Source organism: Burkholderia sp. Tr-20390, from assembly GCF_017104595.1.
GTDB lineage: Bacteria > Pseudomonadota > Gammaproteobacteria > Burkholderiales > Burkholderiaceae > Burkholderia.
Genome location: NZ_JAAGPC010000185.1, coordinates 1 through 17,165, shown reverse-complemented (window position 1 = coordinate 17,165; position 17,165 = coordinate 1). Strand labels below are relative to the sequence as shown.

The 17,165-nt window shown below is 67.4% G+C and carries 15 protein-coding genes; 12 read left to right on the top strand and 3 right to left on the bottom strand.

The window, feature by feature from the left end:
* The 7 genes from G3N98_RS32615 to G3N98_RS32585 form a co-directional block, all read left to right on the top strand.
* Positions 1 to 408: MotA/TolQ/ExbB proton channel family protein (locus G3N98_RS32615; RefSeq protein ID WP_206150493.1), on the top strand; the 408-nt coding region annotated here is incomplete at its 5' end.
* Between the two features lie 24 nt (positions 409 to 432).
* A complete protein-coding gene (locus G3N98_RS32610) occupies positions 433 to 894 on the top strand; it encodes a biopolymer transporter ExbD (RefSeq protein ID WP_206150492.1) in 462 nt (153 codons plus the stop codon).
* Positions 895 to 1,186: 292 nt separating this feature from the next.
* Positions 1,187 to 3,781: a leucine--tRNA ligase gene (leuS, locus tag G3N98_RS32605; protein WP_175238203.1), complete on the top strand. Its 2,595-nt coding sequence runs from the start codon at positions 1,187 to 1,189 to the stop codon at positions 3,779 to 3,781.
* Between the two features lie 38 nt (positions 3,782 to 3,819).
* Positions 3,820 to 4,374 carry an LPS assembly lipoprotein LptE gene (gene lptE / locus G3N98_RS32600; RefSeq protein WP_069247123.1) on the top strand — a complete coding sequence of 185 codons (555 nt, stop codon included), beginning with the start codon at positions 3,820 to 3,822 and terminating at the stop codon, positions 4,372 to 4,374.
* A gap of 18 nt (positions 4,375 to 4,392) precedes the next feature.
* Positions 4,393 to 5,487 (top strand): DNA polymerase III subunit delta, encoded by a 1,095-nt coding sequence (gene holA, locus G3N98_RS32595; RefSeq protein ID WP_089472142.1) that lies wholly within the window; start codon positions 4,393 to 4,395, stop codon positions 5,485 to 5,487.
* A gap of 138 nt (positions 5,488 to 5,625) precedes the next feature.
* On the top strand, positions 5,626 to 6,897 hold the full coding sequence (locus G3N98_RS32590; protein ID WP_089472143.1) for a glutamate-5-semialdehyde dehydrogenase: 1,272 nt from the start codon (positions 5,626 to 5,628) through the stop codon (positions 6,895 to 6,897).
* A gap of 19 nt (positions 6,898 to 6,916) precedes the next feature.
* Complete coding sequence (locus G3N98_RS32585; RefSeq protein WP_089424484.1) at positions 6,917 to 7,339, top strand: CopD family protein; 423 nt, start codon at positions 6,917 to 6,919, stop codon at positions 7,337 to 7,339.
* Positions 7,340 to 7,445: 106 nt separating this feature from the next.
* Here the strand turns inward: G3N98_RS32585 and G3N98_RS32580 are convergent, their stop codons facing one another.
* On the bottom strand, positions 7,446 to 8,294 hold the full coding sequence (locus tag G3N98_RS32580) for a MurR/RpiR family transcriptional regulator (protein WP_089424485.1): 849 nt from the start codon (positions 8,292 to 8,294) through the stop codon (positions 7,446 to 7,448).
* 282 nt (positions 8,295 to 8,576) lie between these two features.
* Between G3N98_RS32580 and edd the strand changes: the two genes are divergently transcribed.
* The 4 genes from edd (at position 8,577) to G3N98_RS32560 (ending at position 13,177) form a co-directional block, all read left to right on the top strand.
* Positions 8,577 to 10,433, top strand: coding sequence for a phosphogluconate dehydratase (edd, locus tag G3N98_RS32575; RefSeq protein WP_206150491.1), 1,857 nt, complete (start codon positions 8,577 to 8,579; stop codon positions 10,431 to 10,433).
* 19 nt (positions 10,434 to 10,452) lie between these two features.
* Positions 10,453 to 11,079 (top strand): bifunctional 4-hydroxy-2-oxoglutarate aldolase/2-dehydro-3-deoxy-phosphogluconate aldolase, encoded by a 627-nt coding sequence (gene eda / locus G3N98_RS32570; protein WP_011350938.1) that lies wholly within the window; start codon positions 10,453 to 10,455, stop codon positions 11,077 to 11,079.
* A gap of 219 nt (positions 11,080 to 11,298) precedes the next feature.
* Complete coding sequence (locus G3N98_RS32565) at positions 11,299 to 12,660, top strand: GntP family permease (RefSeq protein ID WP_089424488.1); 1,362 nt, start codon at positions 11,299 to 11,301, stop codon at positions 12,658 to 12,660.
* A gap of 13 nt (positions 12,661 to 12,673) precedes the next feature.
* Positions 12,674 to 13,177: a gluconokinase gene (locus tag G3N98_RS32560; protein WP_047851621.1), complete on the top strand. Its 504-nt coding sequence runs from the start codon at positions 12,674 to 12,676 to the stop codon at positions 13,175 to 13,177.
* 77 nt (positions 13,178 to 13,254) lie between these two features.
* On the opposite strand, the gene G3N98_RS32555 is transcribed toward G3N98_RS32560, so the two are convergent.
* A complete protein-coding gene (locus G3N98_RS32555) occupies positions 13,255 to 13,902 on the bottom strand; it encodes a TetR/AcrR family transcriptional regulator C-terminal domain-containing protein (RefSeq protein WP_206150490.1) in 648 nt (215 codons plus the stop codon).
* 283 nt (positions 13,903 to 14,185) lie between these two features.
* Here G3N98_RS32555 and G3N98_RS32550 point away from each other — a divergent pair, with 283 nt between their 5' ends.
* A complete protein-coding gene (locus G3N98_RS32550) occupies positions 14,186 to 15,607 on the top strand; it encodes an FAD-dependent oxidoreductase (protein WP_206150489.1) in 1,422 nt (473 codons plus the stop codon).
* Positions 15,608 to 15,684: 77 nt separating this feature from the next.
* Here the strand turns inward: G3N98_RS32550 and purB are convergent, their stop codons facing one another.
* Positions 15,685 to 17,073 carry an adenylosuccinate lyase gene (gene purB, locus G3N98_RS32545; RefSeq protein ID WP_043191242.1) on the bottom strand — a complete coding sequence of 463 codons (1,389 nt, stop codon included), beginning with the start codon at positions 17,071 to 17,073 and terminating at the stop codon, positions 15,685 to 15,687.
* Positions 17,074 to 17,165 lie beyond the last annotated feature (92 nt).

The following is a 17,165-nucleotide window of genomic DNA, read 5'->3' as shown; positions in this document are numbered from 1 at the left end:
GATGCGGCCGACGACCACGACCCGGCGGCCCTGGCCGCGCGCGTCGAGCGCAGCGAGCGCGTGCTGCGCGCGTTGCGGCACGCGATGCTGCGCTCGCAGCGGCGCCTCGAATTCGGCCAGGTGCTGCTCGCGTCGATCGGCAGCACCGCACCGTTCGTCGGGCTGCTCGGCACCGTGTGGGGCATCTACCACGCGCTCGGCAGCATCGCCGCGAGCGGGCAGGCGCAGATCGAGAACGTCGCGGGGCCGGTCGGCGAGGCGCTGATCATGACCGCGTTCGGGCTTGTCGTCGCGATTCCCGCGGTGCTGGCCTACAACATCCTCGGGCGGCTCGTGCGCCAGCTCGCCGAGGAACTCGACGGCTTCGCGCGCGACCTGCACGTGTTCGTGTGCGCGCAGGAAGCCTGACGCGCCCATTCCGGAGGAGCGACCATGGCATTCGGCGGACTCGAGCACCACAAGACGTCAGCGCCGATGGCGGAGATCAACATGACCCCGCTGATCGACGTGATGCTGGTGCTGCTCGTCATCTTCATCATCACCGCGCCGCTGATGACGCACGCGATCCGGCTCGACTTGCCGAAAGTCGCGGCCAGCGTCGCGCGCGACACGCCGCAATCCGTCACCTTGTCGATCGACGACGCGGGCAAGCTGTACTGGGACGACGCGCCGGTCGCGCTCGATGCGCTGCCCGCGCGCTTCCGGGCCGCCGCCGTGGGCGGCGCGCCGCCCGAGTTGCGGCTGCGCGCGTCGCGTGCGACCCGCTACGACGTGATCGCGCAGGTGATGGGCGCGGCGCAGGCCGCCGGCCTCACGCGGATCGGTTTCGTGACCGACGTGCCGCCGCAGGCGGGCGGTTCCGCGGCGGCGCCCGCCGTGCCGGCCAACCGCTGAGCGGAGCCGGCGGGCCTGTCCCGGCCACGGGATCGGGCCGCGCGCCGCAAGACCGGTCGAATGGGCCGGCGCGGACGGTATAATCAACGTTTTTCCCGGTTGGCAGGCTTTTTTCAGGTAACCCGGAATTTTCCAGGCTACCCGGGCATGCTGCGGGTTACCCGGAAAATGCCCGGCAACCGCGAACAGGTCCGGCAACAGCGAACCTGCAGGTCCGCCGGGCAAGCACGATTTTCGATCCACTCCTGCGCGCGCGCCGTCGCGTCGCTTAAAGCCTAGTCCGAACCACACCATGCACGAGAGATACGTACCCGCCGACGTCGAAGCCGCCGCCCAGGGCGACTGGCGCGCAGCCGATGCCTACAAGACGAAGGAAGATTCGCAGAAGCCGAAGTTCTACTGCGTGTCGATGCTGCCGTACCCGTCCGGCAAGCTGCACATGGGTCACGTGCGCAACTACACGATCAACGACGTGATGTACCGCTATCTGCGGATGAACGGCTACAACACGCTGATGCCGATGGGCTGGGACGCGTTCGGGATGCCGGCCGAGAACGCCGCGATGGCGAACGGCGTGCCGCCCGCGAAGTGGACCTACGACAACATCGACTACATGAAGGGCCAGATGCAGTCGATGGGCCTCGCGATCGACTGGTCGCGCGAAATCGCGACGTGCAAGCCCGACTACTACAAGTGGAACCAGTGGCTGTTCCTGAAGATGCTCGAGAAGGGCATCGCGTACAAGAAGACGGGCACCGTGAACTGGGACCCGGTCGACCAGACCGTGCTCGCGAACGAGCAGGTGATCGACGGTCGCGGCTGGCGGTCGGGCGCGCTCGTCGAGAAGCGCGAGATCCCGATGTACTACCTGCGCATCACGCAGTACGCGGATGAGCTGCTGAACGACCTCGACGGCCTCGGCTGGCCCGAGCGCGTGAAGATCATGCAGCAGAACTGGATCGGCAAGAGCTTCGGCGTGAACTTCGGCTTCCCGTACGAACTCGACGGCGAGAAGAAGCTGCTGCGCGTGTTCACGACGCGTGCCGACACGATCATGGGCGTCACGTTCTGCGCGATCGCGGCCGAGCATCCGCTCGCCACGCGCCTCGCGCAGGACAAGCCCGAGCTGCTCGCGTTCATCGACGAATGCAAGCGCGGCGGCGTCGCCGAGGCCGACGTCGCGACGATGGAAAAGAAGGGCGTCGCGACGGGCTTCTCGGTCACGCACCCGCTGACCGGCGAGCCGGTCGAGGTGTGGATCGGCAACTACGTGCTGATGAGCTATGGCGAAGGCGCGGTGATGGGCGTGCCGGGCCACGACGAGCGCGATTTCGCGTTCGCGAAGAAATACGGCCTGCCGATCAAGCAGGTGATCTCGGCCGAAGGCCAGCAGTACTCGCTCGACGCCTGGCAGGAGTGGTACGGCGACAAGGAAATCGCGGTCTGCGTGAACAGCGGCAAGTATGACGGCCTGCATTACGCGGAAGCCGTGGACGCGGTCGCGGCCGACCTGAACGCCGGCGGCTTCGGCGACAAGCAGGTCACGTGGCGCCTGCGCGACTGGGGCGTGTCGCGCCAGCGCTACTGGGGCACGCCGATCCCGATCATCCACTGCCCGTCGTGCGGCGACGTGCCGGTGCCCGAGCAGGATCTGCCCGTCGTGCTGCCGGAAGACCTCGTGCCGGACGGCTCGGGCAACCCGCTCGCGAAGTCGGAAGCGTTCCTGAACTGCACGTGCCCGAAGTGCGGCGCGGCGGCCAAGCGCGAAACCGACACGATGGACACCTTCGTCGATTCGTCGTGGTACTTCTCGCGCTACACGGCGCCGGACGCCGACACGATGGTCGACGCGCGCACCGACTACTGGATGCCGATGGACCAGTACATCGGCGGCATCGAGCACGCGATCCTGCACCTGCTGTATTCGCGCTTCTGGACCAAGGTGATGCGCGACCTCGGCCTCGTGAAGTTCGGCGAGCCGGCGAAGAACCTGCTCACGCAGGGCATGGTGCTGAACGAGACGTACTACCGCGAGGACGCATCGGGCAAGAAGACCTGGTACAACCCGCTCGACGTGACGGTCACGCACGACGACAAGGGCCGCCCGGTCGGCGCGACGCTGAACGCGGACGGCCAGCCGGTCGTGCTCGGCGGCATCGAGAAGATGTCGAAGTCGAAGAACAACGGTGTCGATCCGCAGCTGTTGATCGACCAGTACGGCGCGGATACCGCGCGCCTGTTCACGATGTTCGCCGCGCCGCCCGAGCAGCAGCTCGAGTGGTCGGGTGCGGGCGTCGAGGGCGCGAGCCGCTTCCTGCGCCGCGTATGGAGCTTCGGCGCGACGAACCGCGAAGCGCTCGCCGCGCGCGCGGGCTTCGATGCGGCCGCGCTCGGCGAAGCCGACAAGGCGCTGCGCCGCGAGATCTACAGCGTGCTGAAGCAGGCCGATTTCGACTACCAGCGCCTGCAGTACAACACGGTCGTGTCGGCCGCGATGAAGATGCTGAACGCGATCGACGGCGCGAAGGGCGCGACGCCCGGCGTGCTGCGTGAAACGTACGGCGTGCTGCTGCGCGTGCTGTACCCGGTCGTGCCGCACGTCACGTTCGAGCTGTGGAAGGCGCTCGGCTACGCGGACGAATTCGGCCCGCTGCTCGACGCACCGTGGCCGAAGGTCGACGAGGCCGCGCTCGAGCAGGCCGAGATCGAACTCGTGCTGCAGGTGAACGGCAAGGTGCGCGGCGCGCTGAAGGTGGCGAAGGACGCGAGCCGCGAGGCGATCGAAGCCGCGGCAGTGGCCGACGACGCGTTCGCGAAGTTCAGCGACGGCAAGCCGGCGAAGAAGATCGTCGTCGTGCCGGGCCGCCTCGTGAACATCGTCGTCTGACGGCCGCTGGCCATCGGACGTACCCAGAAGGAGCGAAGGTGATCCGCAGATCGTTTTTGATGCTCGCTGTCGGCAGCGCGGTTGCGCTGTCGGCATGCGGCTTCCAGTTGCGCGGCCAGCAGGACTACGCGTTCAAGCACCTGCTGATCGCCGGCGCGCCGGCGCCGGTCGAGGCGCGCCTCGTGCGCCTCGTCGAGGCCGGCAGCGACACGAAGATCGTCAAGTCGGCGGACGACGCCGACGCCGTGCTGACCATGTGGGAATCGCGTGGCCAGAACACGCTGACGCTCAACAAGTACGGTTCGGCGCAGGAATACGCGCTCTTCTATACGTTGCGTTATCAGTTGACGAGCAAGGACGGCACCGTGCTGATCCCGCCGAGCGCGATCGCGCTGAACCGCGCGATGACGTACAGCGATCAGTACACGAACGCGAAGGCGCAGGAAGCGGACCTCCTGTACGCCGACATGCAGAGCGATGCGGTCGACCAGCTGATGCGGCGTCTCGCGATCGTCCATTCGCTGACGCCGGCGCCGGAAGACGTGGTGCCGGGCGTCGCACCGCGCGCGCCGCTGCCGCCGCCGCCGCTCTGATCGACGGCGCACGTATCGATGCAACTGCGACTTGATGCGCTGGAGCCGCACCTCGCGAAGGGGTTGGCCGGGCTCTATACCGTCTACGGCGACGAGCCGCTGCTCGCGCAGGAAGCGTGCGACCGCATTCGTGCGGCCGCGCGCGCGGCCGGCTTCACCGAGCGCTCGGTGCATACGGTCGAGCGCGGCTTCGACTGGAGCGTGCTGCTCGGCGCGACCCAGGCGATGTCGCTGTTCGGCGAGCGCCAGCTGATCGAGCTGCGCATTCCGTCGGGCAAGCCCGGCAAGGAAGGCGCCGATGCGCTGAAGACGCTCGCGGCCACGCCGAACCCCGACGCGCTGATGCTCGTCACGCTGCCGCGTCTCGACGCGGCCACGCAGAAATCCGCGTGGTTCACCGCGCTGCAGAACGGCGGCGTCGCGCTGAAGATCGATCCGGTCGACCGCGCGCAGCTGCCGAACTGGATCGGCCAGCGCCTCGCGCTGCAGGGCCAGCGCGCCGCGCCCGGCGAGGACGGGCGGCGCGCGCTGCAGTTCATCGCCGAGCGCGTCGAAGGCAACCTGCTCGCCGCACACCAGGAAATCCAGAAGCTCGGGCTGCTGTATCCGCAGGGCGCGCTGTCGTTCGAGCAGGTGCACGACGCGGTGCTGAACGTCGCGCGCTACGACGTCTTCAAGCTGAACGAAGCCATGCTCGCCGGCGACGCCGCGCGGCTCGCGCGGATGATCGACGGGTTGAAGGGCGAGGGCGAGGCGATCGTGCTCGTGATGTGGGCCGTCGTCGAGGAATTGCGCACGCTGCTGCGGATCAAGCGCGGCACGACGGCCGGCAAGCCGCTGGCAACGCTGCTGCGCGAGAACCGCGTGTGGGGGCCGCGCGAGCGGCTGATCGGTCCCGCGCTGAATCGCGTGTCCGAAGCCGTGCTCGAGAAGGCGCTCGCGTTTGCCGCGAAGCTCGACCGTCAGGTCAAGGGGCTCACGGCCGTCACGCCGGGCCGCCGTACGCAGGACGAACCGCCGCCCGATCCGTGGGACGGGCTGTTCCAGCTCGCGATGACGGTGGCCGGTGCCCGCGGCGAGCGACCGCCGACCGCGGGGCGCGTGCGACGCTAAGTCCCGTTCGGGCCTTCAGCGCGCGCTGCGCAACCCGCTTACAATGTTTCGATGGCTGGCGCGGCCTTCCGGCCGCCGCCGCTCACGCTTCCCCACGAATTCATGCCGCCCCGCGCGGCGCGCTTCTCGAGTCACACGATGGATATCGATCAGTACATGACCGACCTGGGCCGTCGCGCCCGGCACGCTTCCCGCGCGATGGCGCGCGCCAGCACGGCCGCGAAGAACGCGGCGCTCGACGCCGTGGCGCGCGCGATCGAACGCGACGCACAGGTGCTGAAGGACGCGAATGCGCGCGATGTCGCCCGTGCCCGTGAAAAGGGTCTCGATGCGGCGTTCGTCGATCGCCTGACGCTGTCGGACAAGGCGCTGAAGACGATGGTCGAAGGCTTGCGCCAGGTGGCGTCGCTGGCCGATCCGATCGGCGAGATCAGCAACCTCAAGTACCGCCCGAGCGGCATCCAGGTCGGCCAGATGCGTGTGCCGCTCGGCGTGATCGGCATCATCTACGAATCGCGCCCGAACGTGACGATCGACGCGGCGGCGCTGTGCCTGAAGTCGGGCAACGCGACGATCCTGCGCGGCGGCTCCGAAGCGCTCGAATCGAACGCGGCGCTCGCGAAGCTGATCGGCGAAGGGCTCGAGGCAGCCGGCCTGCCGCAGGACGCGGTGCAGGTCGTCGCGACGGCCGATCGGGCGGCGGTCGGCAAGCTGATCACGATGACCGAGTACGTCGACGTGATCGTGCCGCGCGGCGGCAAGAGCCTGATCGAGCGCCTGATCAACGAGGCGCGCGTGCCGATGATCAAGCACCTCGACGGCATCTGCCACGTGTACGTCGACGATCGCGCCGATCTCGCCAAGGCGCTGACCGTCTGCGACAACGCGAAGACGCACCGCTACGGCACCTGCAACACGATGGAGACGCTGCTCGTCGCGAGCGGCGTCGCGGCGACGCTGCTGCCGCCGCTCGGCAAGCTGTATCGCGACAAGCAGGTCGAACTGCGCGTCGACGCGGCCGCACGCGCGGTGCTCGCCGATGCGGGCGTCGGCCCGCTCGTCGATGCCACCGAGGAAGACTGGCACACCGAGTATCTCGCGCCGGTGCTCGCGATCAAGGTCGTCGACGGCCTCGACGCCGCGATCGAGCACATCAATCACTACGGCTCGCACCACACGGACGCGATCGTCACCGAGGATCACGACCGCGCGATGCGGTTCCTGCGCGAGGTCGACTCGGCGAGCGTGATGGTCAACGCATCGACGCGCTTCGCGGACGGCTTCGAATTCGGCCTCGGCGCGGAAATCGGCATTTCGAACGACAAGCTGCACGCACGCGGCCCCGTCGGTCTGGAAGGGCTGACGTCGCTGAAGTACGTCGTGCTCGGACACGGCGAAGGCCGCCAATAAACAGCGAGGCGCACAATCGATGGCGATGCTCTGGGTCAAGACGTTCCATATCGTTCTGATCGCCGCGTGGTTTGCAGGGTTGTTCTACCTGCCGCGCATCTACGTGAACCTGGCCATGGAAACCGATCCGGCCGCCGTGCGACGCCTGCTGCTGATGGCGCGCAAGCTGTTCCGCTTCATGACGATGATCGCGGTGCCGGCGCTGGCCTGCGGGCTGTGGCTCTGGCTGTCGATCGGCATCGGGCAGGGGCAGGGCTGGATTCACGCGAAGGTGACGGTCGTGCTGCTGCTGATCGTCTATCACGCGTATTGCGGGTATCTGCTGCGGGTGTTCGAGCGCGGCGAGAACCGCCGCACCGACAAGTGGTATCGCGTGTTCAACGAGCTGCCGGTGCTCGGCATGCTCGCGGCGGTCGCGCTGGTCGTGATCAAGCCGTTCTGAGCGGCATCGCCGGCGCAGTTGCCGGCGCGGCCTGATAGGCAAACGGCGCCCTGCGGGGCGCCGTTTGTCGTTTACGGTTTCTGCGCGCGGTCGGCGCAGCGTCTGCTCAATCCTTCGTGCCGTCGTCGATCCGGCGGCGCGTGATCGCCTCCTTCGCACGGCCGACCCGCTCCATCAGTGCGGGGCCGCGCGACAGCGCGACGCCGACTGCGAGGATGTCGCCGATCGCGAGATGCGACATCCGCGACGTCATCGGCGAGAACACGTCCGTTTCCTCCGCGACGTTCGACGCGAGACTCACCGTCGCGAGCTTCGCGAGCGGCGAATGGCTCTGTGTGATCGCGACGACCTTCGCGCCGCATGCGAGCGCGGAGCGCGCGGCGTCGACGATGTCGCGCGTGCGGCCGGTGTTCGAGATCGCGACGACGACGTCGTGCGGGCCGAGCAGCGCCGACGACATCGAGAACGTGTGCGGATCCGAATACGCGACGCTCGGCACGCCGAGCCGGAAGAACTTGTGCTGGATGTCCTGCGCGGCGATACCCGAGCCGCCGGCGCCGTAGAACTCGATCCGCGACGCGTTCGACAGCAGCCCGATCGCCTCGGCGACGCTGCCGGCGGACAGGCTGTTGCGCACCTCGATCAGTGCACCGATCGTGCGGTCGAACACCTTGCCGATGATGCCGGGCGCTGGTTCGTCGGGCTCGACGTCGCGATAGACCGACGACACGCCCGGCGCGACGCTCTGCGCGAGCCGGATCTTGAATTCGCGAAAGCCGCTGCAGCCGAGCGCCTGGCAGAAACGGGCGATCGTCGGCTGGCTGACGCCCGCGCGCGTCGACAGCTCGGTCATCGCGAGGTCGAGCACCTCGCGCGGCGCGGCGAGGATGTAGTCGGCGAGCTTGCGCTCGGACGGGCGCAACTCGGCGCGGATCGCTTCAATGCGGGGCAGCATGGGACGGCAGGCAGAAATCGGGTTCGGATGAGCGAGTGTATCGCAATCGAATTGTAGAAAATCTACAAGAAAATACTAGCGCGGGTGCGGTGCTTTCAGTGAGGTGGATTAGGGTTTTCACTAAGTATCGCCTTGCTGGTAGCGGGAATGGGGGTTGCGGGTCGACGAATCCGCATTGCATGCTTGTAGTTTTTCTACTAGACTGGCTTCGTTCTGTCGACGCATTCGACCGTCCCCACGATTCCAACCGCCGGTGTCGGCCGGCATACAGGAGCGCCCAGCATGACGTCGCTGCACCCCACTCTGGCGAAGGTCACCGAACGCGTGATCGCCCGCAGCCAATCGACCCGTTCCGCCTATCTGCAGCGCGTCGACGGCGCGCAGGGCAAGTTCCCGGCACGCGGCGCGCTATCGTGCGCGAACCTCGCGCACGGCTTCGCCGGCCTCGAGGGTAACGACAAGTTCTCGATCAAGGCGATCCGCGAGCCGAACATCGGCATCGTGTCCTCGTACAACGAGATGCTGTCCGCGCATGCGCCGTACAAGGATTTCCCCGAGATCATCAAGGCGGCCGCGCGCGAGAACGGCGGGGTCGCGCAGTTCGCGGGCGGCGTGCCGGCGATGTGTGACGGCGTCACGCAGGGCAACCCGGGGATGGAGCTGTCGCTGTTCTCGCGCGAGGCGATCGCGATGGGCACGGCGATCGCGCTCACGCACAACATGTTCGACGCGGCGCTCTGCCTCGGCATCTGCGACAAGATCGTGCCGGGCCTGCTGATCGGCGCGCTGCAGTTCGGCCACCTGCCGACGATCTTCGTGCCGGCCGGCCCGATGACGAGCGGCCTGTCGAACGACGACAAGGCGAAGATCCGCCAGCAGTTCGCGACCGGCCAGGTCGGCCGCGACGCGCTGCTCGAAGCCGAATCCGCCGCGTATCACGGCCACGGCACCTGCACGTTCTACGGCACCGCGAACAGCAACCAGATGCTGATGGAGCTGATGGGGCTGCACCTGCCGGGCTCGGCATTCGTCCACCCGCACACGCCGCTGCGCACCGCGCTCACCGCCGAGGCTGCGCGCCGCGTACTCGACCTGACCGTCGAGCGCGGCCACTACACGCCGATCGGCCACGTGATCGACGAGAAGGCGATCGTCAACGGGATCGTCGCGCTGCTCGCGACGGGCGGCTCGACCAACCACACGCTGCACCTCGTCGCGATCGCGCGCGCGGCCGGCATCCTGATCGACTGGAACGATTTCGACGAACTGTCGGCCGTCGTGCCGCTGCTCGCGAAGATCTACCCGAACGGCAAGGCCGACGTGAACCATTTCCACGCGGCGGGCGGCGTGGCCTTCCTGGTCCGCAACCTGCTCGAAGGCGGGCTGCTGCACGAGGACGTGACGACGGTCGCCGGCAAGGGTCTCGCGCACTACACGAAGGAGCCGAAGCTGATCGACGGCAAGCTGACGTGGGTCGACGGCGCGGCCGAGAGCCACGACACGAAGGTGCTGCGCGGCATCCGCGACCCGTTCCAGCCGGACGGTGGCCTGCGCCTGATGCAGGGCCGCCTCGGCCGCGGCGTGATCAAGATTTCGGCGGTCGCGCCCGAGCACCGCAAGGTGACGGCGCCCGCGATCGTGTTCGATTCGCAGGAAGCCGTGCAGGAAGCGTTCGATCGCGGCGAGCTGAAGCGCGATTTCGTCGCGGTGGTGCGCTTCCAGGGCGCGCGCGCGAACGGGATGCCCGAGCTGCACCGTTTGACGCCGCTGCTCGGCGTGCTGCAGGATCAGGGCTTCCACGTCGCGCTGGTCACCGACGGCCGCATGTCGGGCGCGTCGGGCAAGGTGCCGGCCGTGATCCACGTGTCGCCGGAAGCGCTGCTGGCCGGCCCGCTCGGCAAGGTGAAGACGGGCGATACGCTCGTGATCGACGCGGAAGCCGGCGTGCTCGATATCGAGGTCGACGCCGCCGAGTGGCAGGCGCGCCCGGTCGCGCAGCCGCTGCACCAGGCCGAGAACGAGGTCGGTTTCGGGCGTGAACTGTTCGGCGTGTTCCGCGCGGCCGCCGCGCCGGCCGAGCAGGGCGCATCGGTTTTCGGCGCGCTGGTCGGCGAAACGGCCGCCCACGTCGCCGCATGAATTTCAAGGAGCCAATTCAATGAAGACGATTGCTGAAATCGTGAAGCTGGGCCCGGTCATCCCGGTGCTCGCATTCGACTCGGTCGAGCAGGGCGAACACGTGTCGCGTGCATTGCACGCAGGCGGCGTGAAGGTGCTCGAGATCACGCTGCGCACGCCGGCCGGCCTGGAAGCGATCCAGCGCGCCAGCCAGCTCGCGGACGACATCGTCGTCGGCGTCGGCACGATCACGAAGCCCGAGCATTGCGAGCAGGCCAAGCGCGCGGGCGCGAAGTTCGGCGTGTCGCCGGGCCTGACGAAGGAGCTGCACCTCGCGTCGCTCGACGCGGGCCTGCCGCTGCTGCCGGGCGTGATGACGCCGAGCGACATCATCCAGGCGCTCGAATTCGGCTACGAGATCGTGAAGTTCTTCCCCGCGCAGCAAGCGGGCGGCGTGCCGATGCTGCAGGCGTTCCATGGCCCGTTCCCGGCGCTGAAGTTCTGCCCGACCGGCGGCATCACCGTCGAAACCGCGCCGAATTTCCTGAAACTGCCGAACGTCGTGTGCGTCGGCGGCTCGTGGCTCACGCCGAAAGCCGCGCTCGCCGCGCAGGACTGGGCCGAAGTCACGCGCCTCGCGCAAGCCGCGAGCCAGCTTCCCCGATAAGACTTGTACGAGATGACGGTTTGACCCTCGGAAAGCGAGCCTTAGTGCTTGTTTTACCGAGGGTTTTTGCTGATGGAACCGGTTCTATCCGTGGACCGTAAAGATAAGTAAAATTCAGCGTCCTGACGGGGTGGGTACCCCCCGTGTTTCGGAGACCTGCATAGCCGGGCATACTCGCAACAGCTCGCCCGGTTCGAACAATTCTAGGAGGAGTGCCACATGGGGGCTGTCCAAGGCAGCATGCTGCTCGTATTCACGCTGATCGCGATTGCCGCGCTGATCCTGATGATCGCGCGCTACAAGATCTACCCGTTCCTGGTGCTGATCATCGTGTCGCTCGGCTTGGGCCTGGCCGTCGGCATGCCGATGGACAAGATCGTCAAGTCGTTCGAGACGGGCACCGGCGGTACGCTCGGCCACATCGCGATCGTCGTCGGCCTCGGCACGATGCTCGGCAAGATGATGGCCGAATCGGGCGGCGCCGAACGGATCGCGACCACGCTGATCGACTGGTTCGGTGAAAAGAACATCCACTGGGCGATGATGTTCGTCGCGATCATCGTCGGCCTGCCGGTGTTCTTCGAAGTCGGCTTCGTGCTGCTGATCCCGATCGCGTTCAACGTCGCGAAGCGCACCGGCAAGTCGCTGCTCGTCGTCGGCCTGCCGATGGTGGCCGGCCTGTCCGTCGTGCACGGCCTGATCCCGCCGCACCCGGCCGCACTGCTGGCCGTTCAGCAATACGGCGCCGATATCGGCAAGACGATCGCGTTCGGCCTGATCGTCGGCGTGCCGACCGCGATCATCGCGGGCCCGCTGTTCGCGCTGACGATCTCGAAGTTCGTGAAGCTGCCGGAGAACAACCCGCTCGCCGCGCAGTTCGTCGACTCGCGCGCGAACGGTGAAAAGCGCGAGCTGCCGAGCTTCGGCATCACGCTGTTCACGATCCTGCTGCCCGTCGTGCTGATGCTCGTCGGCAGCTGGGCCGACCTGGTGTTCACGCCGAAGTCGCTGCCGAACAACCTGCTGCGCTTTGCCGGCAACTCGGACGTCGCGCTGCTGATCGCCGTGCTCGTGAGCTTCTTCACGTTCGGCAAGCTGCAGGGCTTCAACCGCGACCAGATCCAGAAGTTCTGCGGCGAGTGCCTGGCACCGATCGCGGGCATCACGCTGATCGTCGGCGCGGGCGGCGGCTTCGGCGGCGTCCTGCGCGACAGCGGGATTTCGCAGCAGATCGTCGAGACGGCGAAGCACGCGCACCTGTCGCCGCTGCTGCTCGGCTGGTTCGTCGCCGCGCTGATGCGTCTCGCGACGGGTTCGGCGACGGTCGCGATGACGACGGCCTGCGGCATCGTCGCGCCGATCGCGGCGGCGTCCGGCGCGGCGGTCAGCCCGGAACTGCTGGTGCTCGCCACCGGCTCGGGCTCGCTGATCTTCTCGCACGTGAACGACGGCGGCTTCTGGCTGATCAAGGAATACTTCGGGATGACGGTCGGTCAGACGTTCAAGACCTGGTCGTTGCTCGAAACGATCATCTCGGTGCTCGGCCTCGGCTTTACACTGCTGTTGAGCATGGTTCTGTAACAAGGGGTAGTCAATGATTCTGATCGCAATGGGCGTGTCGGGCGCCGGCAAGTCGCTGATCGGCGAAATGCTGGCGGAACGCCTGTCGTGCAGCTATACCGATGGCGACGCGTTTCACAGCGCGGCGAACAAGGAGAAGATGCACAACGGCATTCCGCTGACCGACGACGACCGCTGGCCGTGGCTGCGCACGATCCGCGCGGCCATCGAGGAAAAGCAGCGTGCCGGTGAGACGGCCGTGTTCACGTGCTCGTCGCTGAAGCGGTCGTACCGCGACGTGCTGCGCGGCACCGACACCGACGTGCGGTTCGTGTATCTGAAGGGTTCGTTCGAGGTGTTGCACGAGCGCCTGAAGAGCCGCACCGGCCATTTCTTCGATCCGTCGCTGCTGAAGAGCCAGCTCGACACGCTCGAGGAGCCGGGCCCGGACGAAGCGATCGAGGTCAGCATCGAGCTGACGCCCGAACAGATCGTCGATCAGGTCATGCTGAAGATCGGCATCGCGCAGCAGCACTGAGCGCGGTTCGCGGCAATCGTCATGGAAAAGGCGCCTTCGGGCGCTTTTTTCGTTGGCGGCTCGTCGTCGCGGGCCGGTCAGGCCTCGGGCGCCTGCTTCGCGATGCCGTCGAGCAGCACGTCGAGCATCGTGTCGTGCACGGCTGCCGGATCGAGCTGCGCATAGAGCGGGGCGGCCGCCTTGACGAGCGGATGCGCGGCGTCGGACAGCGCTGCCATTTCCGCGAGCTCGACGTCGTTCGCGGCGCGCGTGAGGCCGCCGGCTTCGGCCGCGGCCAGCCCGATCACGCTCGCATACCAGCCGACACACACCGACGGCAGCGCCGCGCGCGGGATGCCGGCGTCGGCCAGCGCGCGATGCACGGCCTCGATGTGCGCGAGATCGGCCGGCCCGGTGCTCATGTGCCGCTGCAGCAGCGCGAACGCAGCCGGGTAGCGCAGCGCGAGCGCGCGGTACTGGCGCGCCAGGTCGCGCAGCCGTTCGCGCCACGGCAGTGACGGATCAACCGGTACGAGCGAGCGCGACAGCGCGTTCGCGATCGCGCGGCTCAGGCCTTCCTTCGACTTGAAGTGGTACAGCACGCTCATCGGGTCGCAGCCGACGGACTGCGCGAGCTTGCGCACGCTGAACGCGGCTTCGCCGACGTCTTCGAGCAGCGCGAGGGCGGCCGCGACGATCGCATCCTTGTCGAGGCCGCGCGGGCCCTGGGCGGGTTTGTCTTTCATCGATGCGGGCTGGCGTGCCGGTGCGGCACCGGCTGTAAACTTGACGAAAGCTTATTCTACACTGTAGAATTATTTCTGCGGTGTAGAAATTGGGTGTCCCGGCACCTTTCAATACGTGCTTTCGCACAGTCCGGGATCCAGGCGGCACGAGCGTGCCGCCGTCAACACGGGCCATCACGCCCCTTTTCTCGTTGACACCCATGTGGAACCGGCTGCCCCACCCGCGAAGCCTCGACGCAACGAGGCCCTTCGACAGGCGGCCCAAGACCATGCAAGTGCAATCATGACTTTCAACAATCAACCCCTGATCCAGGGCGAATCGCGTTTCGAACCAACGCAACTGAACATCGAAAAAGACAACTGGAACTGGTGCGAGCCGGCCCGCTACGACGGCGAGCACCCGGCGAACTGGTACGAGGCGTCTTTGTCGCGCCATGAAAACAGCGTGCCGCTCGCGCACGACGCCGTCTGCGACGTGCTCGTGATCGGCGCGGGCCTGCTCGGCGCATCGGCCGCGCTGCATCTCGCGGAAGCGGGTGTCGACACGATCCTCGTCGACAAGCACCACGTCGGCTCGGCCGCGTCGGGCCGCAACGGCGGGCAGCTCACGCCCGGCCTCGCGCGCTGGGAAGCCGCCGACATGATCGAGAACCTGTCGCACGACGATGCGAAGCGGCTGTGGCGCTTCGCGTCGGCCGAATCGATGGACCTGATCGATGCGATCGGCGCACGTTACGCGCTCGAGCTCGACCGCAAGCGCGGCCACATCACCGCGGCGGTCCACCCGGGCCACATGAGCGCGCTGCTGGACGGCGCGGATGCGCGCCGTCATCTCGGCGACGCGGGCGTGACGCTCGTCGGCCGCCATCAGCTGCATGACGACTACGTGCGCTCGGGGCTGTACCACGGTGCGGCGATCGACGCGATCGGCGGGCAGATTCATCCGCTCGCGCTGGTGCGCGGCCTCGTGCACGGCTTCCGGCTGAACGGCGGCGCGCTGTTCGAGGGCACCGAGGTGCTCGAGCTCGACGAGACGCCGGAGGGCGTCGTCGCGACGACACCGGGCGGCACGATCACCGCGCGCCGCGGCGTCGTGCTCGCGCTGCACAACACGACGTTCCGGCTGCTCGACGACGGCGCGGCGACCACGGTGCCGTTCTTTACCTACGTGAGCGTGACGGCACCGCTCGACGTCGACGTCGCGACGCTGATGCCGGCCGGCATGCCGGTGTACGACACGCAGTTCCAGATCGACTATTACCGGCCGGTACGCGGCAACCGCCTGCTGTTCGGCGGGCAGGGCACCGGCACCTGCTGGGCGCAGCCCGACGTGAACGCGTACCTGCTGACGCGGCTGAACACGGTGTTCCCGCAGCACGACGGCCGGTTCGCGCTCGACTACTGCTGGAGCGGCGTCAGCGACTTCACGCTGAACGGCGCGACCGACAGCCGCAAGACCGACGGCCGTGTGCCGATGTACATGGTGCAGGGCTGGAGCGGCCACGGCGTCGCGCAGACGGTGCGGATCGGCAAGGCGATCTGCGACGATTTCGTCGGACGCAACGACGATTTCTCGATGCTGACCGGCATCGACCATCGGGCGATTCCGCTCGGCCGTCAGTTGTCGCCGATCGCGATTCCGGCCGCGAAGGCCGCGATGAGCGTGATGAGCGCGCTCAACCCGGGGCGGATGATCTCGTTCTGATGCTGCCGCGGCAGGCAACGAAAAAGCCCGATGCGATTGCTCGCATCGGGCTTTTTTACGTGCGCAGACGGCGGCGCTTACGCGATCCGCTTCGCGAGTTCGACGGCCTTGCCGATGTACGACGCCGGCGTCATCGCGAGCAGAAGATCCTTCGCGTCTTGCGGGATCGCGAGCGTGCCGACGAATTCCTGCAGCGCTTCGCGCGTGATGCCCTTGCCGCGCGTCAATTCCTTCAGCTGCTCGTACGGGTTCTCGATGCCGTAGCGGCGCATCACCGTCTGCACCGGCTCGGCGAGCACTTCCCAGCAGTTGTCGAGGTCTTCGTTCAGGCGCTGCGGGTTCACTTCGAGCTTGTCGAGGCCGCGGATCAGCGAGTCGTACGCGAGCAGCGAGTAGCCGAGCGCGACGCCCATGTTGCGCAGCACCGTCGAGTCGGTCAGGTCGCGCTGCCAGCGCGACACCGGCAGCTTGTCGGCGAGGTGGCGCAGCGTCGCGTTCGCGAGGCCGAGGTTGCCTTCCGAGTTCTCGAAGTCGATCGGGTTGACCTTGTGCGGCATCGTCGACGAGCCGATTTCACCGGCTTTCGTCTTCTGCTTGAAGTAGCCGACCGAGATGTAGCCCCACACGTCGCGGTCGAGGTCGAGCAGGATCGTGTTCGCGCGCGCCACGGCGTCGAACAGCTCGGCCATGTAGTCGTGCGGCTCGATCTGGATCGTGTACGGGTTGAACGTGAGCTTCAGGCGGTTCTCGATCACGTCGCGCGAGAACGCTTCCCAGTCGAATTCCGGATACGCCGACAGATGCGCGTTGAAGTTGCCGACCGCGCCGTTCATCTTGCCGAGGATCTCGACCTTCTCGATGCGCGTGATCGCACGGGCGAGGCGGGCCGCGACGTTCGCGAGCTCCTTGCCGAGCGTCGTCGGGCTGGCCGGCTGGCCGTGCGTGCGCGACAGCATCGGCTGCTCGGCGTGCGCGTGCGCGAGTGCGACGAGGCGCTGGTAGACCGTGCGCAGGGCCGGCAGGATCACGTGTTCGCGCGCACCGGCGAGCATCATGCCGTGCGACGTGTTGTTGATGTCTTCCGACGTGCACGCGAAGTGGATGAATTCGCTGGCCTTTTCGAGTTCTTCCTGGCCCTTCACCGATTCCTTCAGCCAGTATTCGACGGCCTTCACGTCGTGGTTCGTCACGCGCTCGATGTCCTTGATGCGGGCGGCGTCGTGCGCGGTGAAGCGCTCGGCGAGCTGCAGCAGGAACTGTTCGGACGCATCGGAGAAGCGCGGGACTTCCGCGAAGCCGGCGCGCGACAGCGCGATCAGCCAGTGCACCTCGACGGTGACGCGGTGGCGCATGAAGGCGGCTTCGGAGAGCCAGTCGCGCAGCGCTTCGGTCTTGCTGGCGTAGCGGCCGTCGATGGGCGAAAGCGCGGTGAGGGCGAAAAGCGTATCGGGACGAGTGTCGGACATGATCGGGCGGGCCTTGGGGCCGGGTCGAGCGAGGGGAGGGAGAATCCGGCATTTTACCATTGGCGCGGGACGATCCCGGCCGCGCGCGGCCG

Bases quoted from the DNA above. Each gene is read 5' to 3' on its own strand.
- G3N98_RS32610 (WP_206150492.1), top strand. From the start codon at position 433: ATGGCATTCGGCGGACTCGAGCACCACAAGACGTCAGCGCCGATGGCG.
- leuS (WP_175238203.1), top strand. From the start codon at position 1,187: ATGCACGAGAGATACGTACCCGCCGACGTCGAAGCCGCCGCCCAGGGC.
- holA (WP_089472142.1), top strand. From the start codon at position 4,393: ATGCAACTGCGACTTGATGCGCTGGAGCCGCACCTCGCGAAGGGGTTG.
- G3N98_RS32590 (WP_089472143.1), top strand. From the start codon at position 5,626: ATGGATATCGATCAGTACATGACCGACCTGGGCCGTCGCGCCCGGCAC.
- G3N98_RS32585 (WP_089424484.1), top strand. From the start codon at position 6,917: ATGGCGATGCTCTGGGTCAAGACGTTCCATATCGTTCTGATCGCCGCG.
- G3N98_RS32580 (WP_089424485.1), bottom strand. From the start codon at position 8,294: ATGCTGCCCCGCATTGAAGCGATCCGCGCCGAGTTGCGCCCGTCCGAG.
- edd (WP_206150491.1), top strand. From the start codon at position 8,577: ATGACGTCGCTGCACCCCACTCTGGCGAAGGTCACCGAACGCGTGATC.
- eda (WP_011350938.1), top strand. From the start codon at position 10,453: ATGAAGACGATTGCTGAAATCGTGAAGCTGGGCCCGGTCATCCCGGTG.
- G3N98_RS32565 (WP_089424488.1), top strand. From the start codon at position 11,299: ATGGGGGCTGTCCAAGGCAGCATGCTGCTCGTATTCACGCTGATCGCG.
- G3N98_RS32560 (WP_047851621.1), top strand. From the start codon at position 12,674: ATGATTCTGATCGCAATGGGCGTGTCGGGCGCCGGCAAGTCGCTGATC.
- G3N98_RS32555 (WP_206150490.1), bottom strand. From the start codon at position 13,902: ATGAAAGACAAACCCGCCCAGGGCCCGCGCGGCCTCGACAAGGATGCG.
- G3N98_RS32550 (WP_206150489.1), top strand. From the start codon at position 14,186: ATGACTTTCAACAATCAACCCCTGATCCAGGGCGAATCGCGTTTCGAA.
- purB (WP_043191242.1), bottom strand. From the start codon at position 17,073: ATGTCCGACACTCGTCCCGATACGCTTTTCGCCCTCACCGCGCTTTCG.